General features: G+C 41.7%; 1 protein-coding gene. It reads right to left on the reverse strand.

Annotated elements, in window-relative coordinates; all coding sequences use genetic code 11:
- Positions 1 to 119: 119 nt before the first annotated feature.
- Positions 120 to 1,487, reverse strand: a complete 1,368-nt coding sequence (locus JQM82_RS15555; protein WP_328284230.1) for an alanine/glycine:cation symporter family protein — start codon at positions 1,485 to 1,487, stop codon at positions 120 to 122.
- Positions 1,488 to 1,574 lie beyond the last annotated feature (87 nt).

The raw sequence follows: 1,574 nt of genomic DNA on the forward strand, positions 1-1,574 counted from the left end.
AAATTATTTTCAACAGCAAAAAACAATTAAAAATATTTTAGGCAGATTGCATAAATACCGCATATAGTTTTTATCTATTTTGCCTATTTACTTTTTCTATTCACTTGCTATTTGACTAATTATTTCTTTTTCGAAAAATTCTGGAAATAATCATCATGAACCTTCTTGATCACGCTGCTGAGTGCAAACAGAGCAAGAATGTTCGGAATAACCATCAATGAGTTAAATGTATCCTGCATCGTCCATACCAGTTCAACCTCGGCAAGCGATCCAAGAAATACACAGACTGCAACGATCACAGAATAGATCTTTACCGCTTTTGCTCCAAACAGATATTTTACGTTCGCCTGTCCGAAGAAGTACCATCCAATGATCGTAGAGAATGCGAAGAACAGCATACATACAGCAATGAAAATATCTCCACCCTTTCCATACAGTGTTGAGAATGCATACTGACTGAGTTCTGCACCGGTCAGTCCTGTTGGAATGGAATGTGTAGTAATAATTACAAATGCCGTAAGATTCAGGATTACAAACGTATCAATAAATACGCCCGTCATAGCTACAAATCCCTGTTCTACCGGATGTTTAACCTTTGCCACCGCATGTGCATGAGGTGTAGAACCCATACCTGCTTCATTGGAGAACAGACCACGCGCAACACCTTTTGTCAATGCAAGTTTCACTGTAGCACCAGCCGCACCACCCGCAATGGATGCCGGAGCAAATGCTCCAACAACGATAGAATAAAATGCATATGGAATTTCCTTAAAGTTATAAATAATAACAATCAGAGATCCAAGAATATAGAACGCTGCCATAACCGGCACGATCAGCTCTGTGATCTTTGCAATACGTTCCATACCGCCAAGGAATACAAACAAAGCAATTACCGCTACAACCAGTCCCATTACCCACTGTGGAATACCGAATGCTTTATGGAATGCAGCTGCAATAGAGTTGGACTGTACAGCATTACCCATGAATCCAAGTGCCAATACGATAAGAACTGCAAAGATTGCTGCAAGCGCTTTTCCGAATCCGCCCTTAAATGCTGCTCGGATGTAGTATACAGGACCACCCGTAACGACACCGTCGTCTCCCACCTGTTTATACTTCTGTGCCATAATTGCCTCGGCATAGATGGTAGCCATTCCAAGAAAAGCTGCGATCCACATCCAGAAGATTGCTCCCGGGCCTCCAATTGCAAGAGCTGTTGCCGCTCCTGCGATATTACCGGTACCAACCTGAGCCGCAATCGCCGTTGCAAGTGCCTGGAAAGAAGACATTCCGTCTGCTCCCGCCTTGTCCTTTTTACTGAAAAGACCTCCAAAAGTTCTTCTCATACCTTCGCCAAAGCCTCTTACCTGGATGAATCCCAGTTTTACGGAAAACCAGATACCACCACCAAGAAGGGCAATGATCAATACGTAGTTTGACAGATAACTGCCGATTGTTGAAAATATGTTGTTCAAAACTGCTTCCAAAACAAATCCCCCTTTTCTGTTTTCTAATAGATAATTTGAATAACAAAATTTCTAATATCTATAATAGCATTTTCCAGCATTTTATTC

This window comes from Faecalicatena contorta (genome assembly GCF_021531995.1).
GTDB lineage: Bacteria > Bacillota > Clostridia > Lachnospirales > Lachnospiraceae > Dorea_A > Dorea_A contorta_A.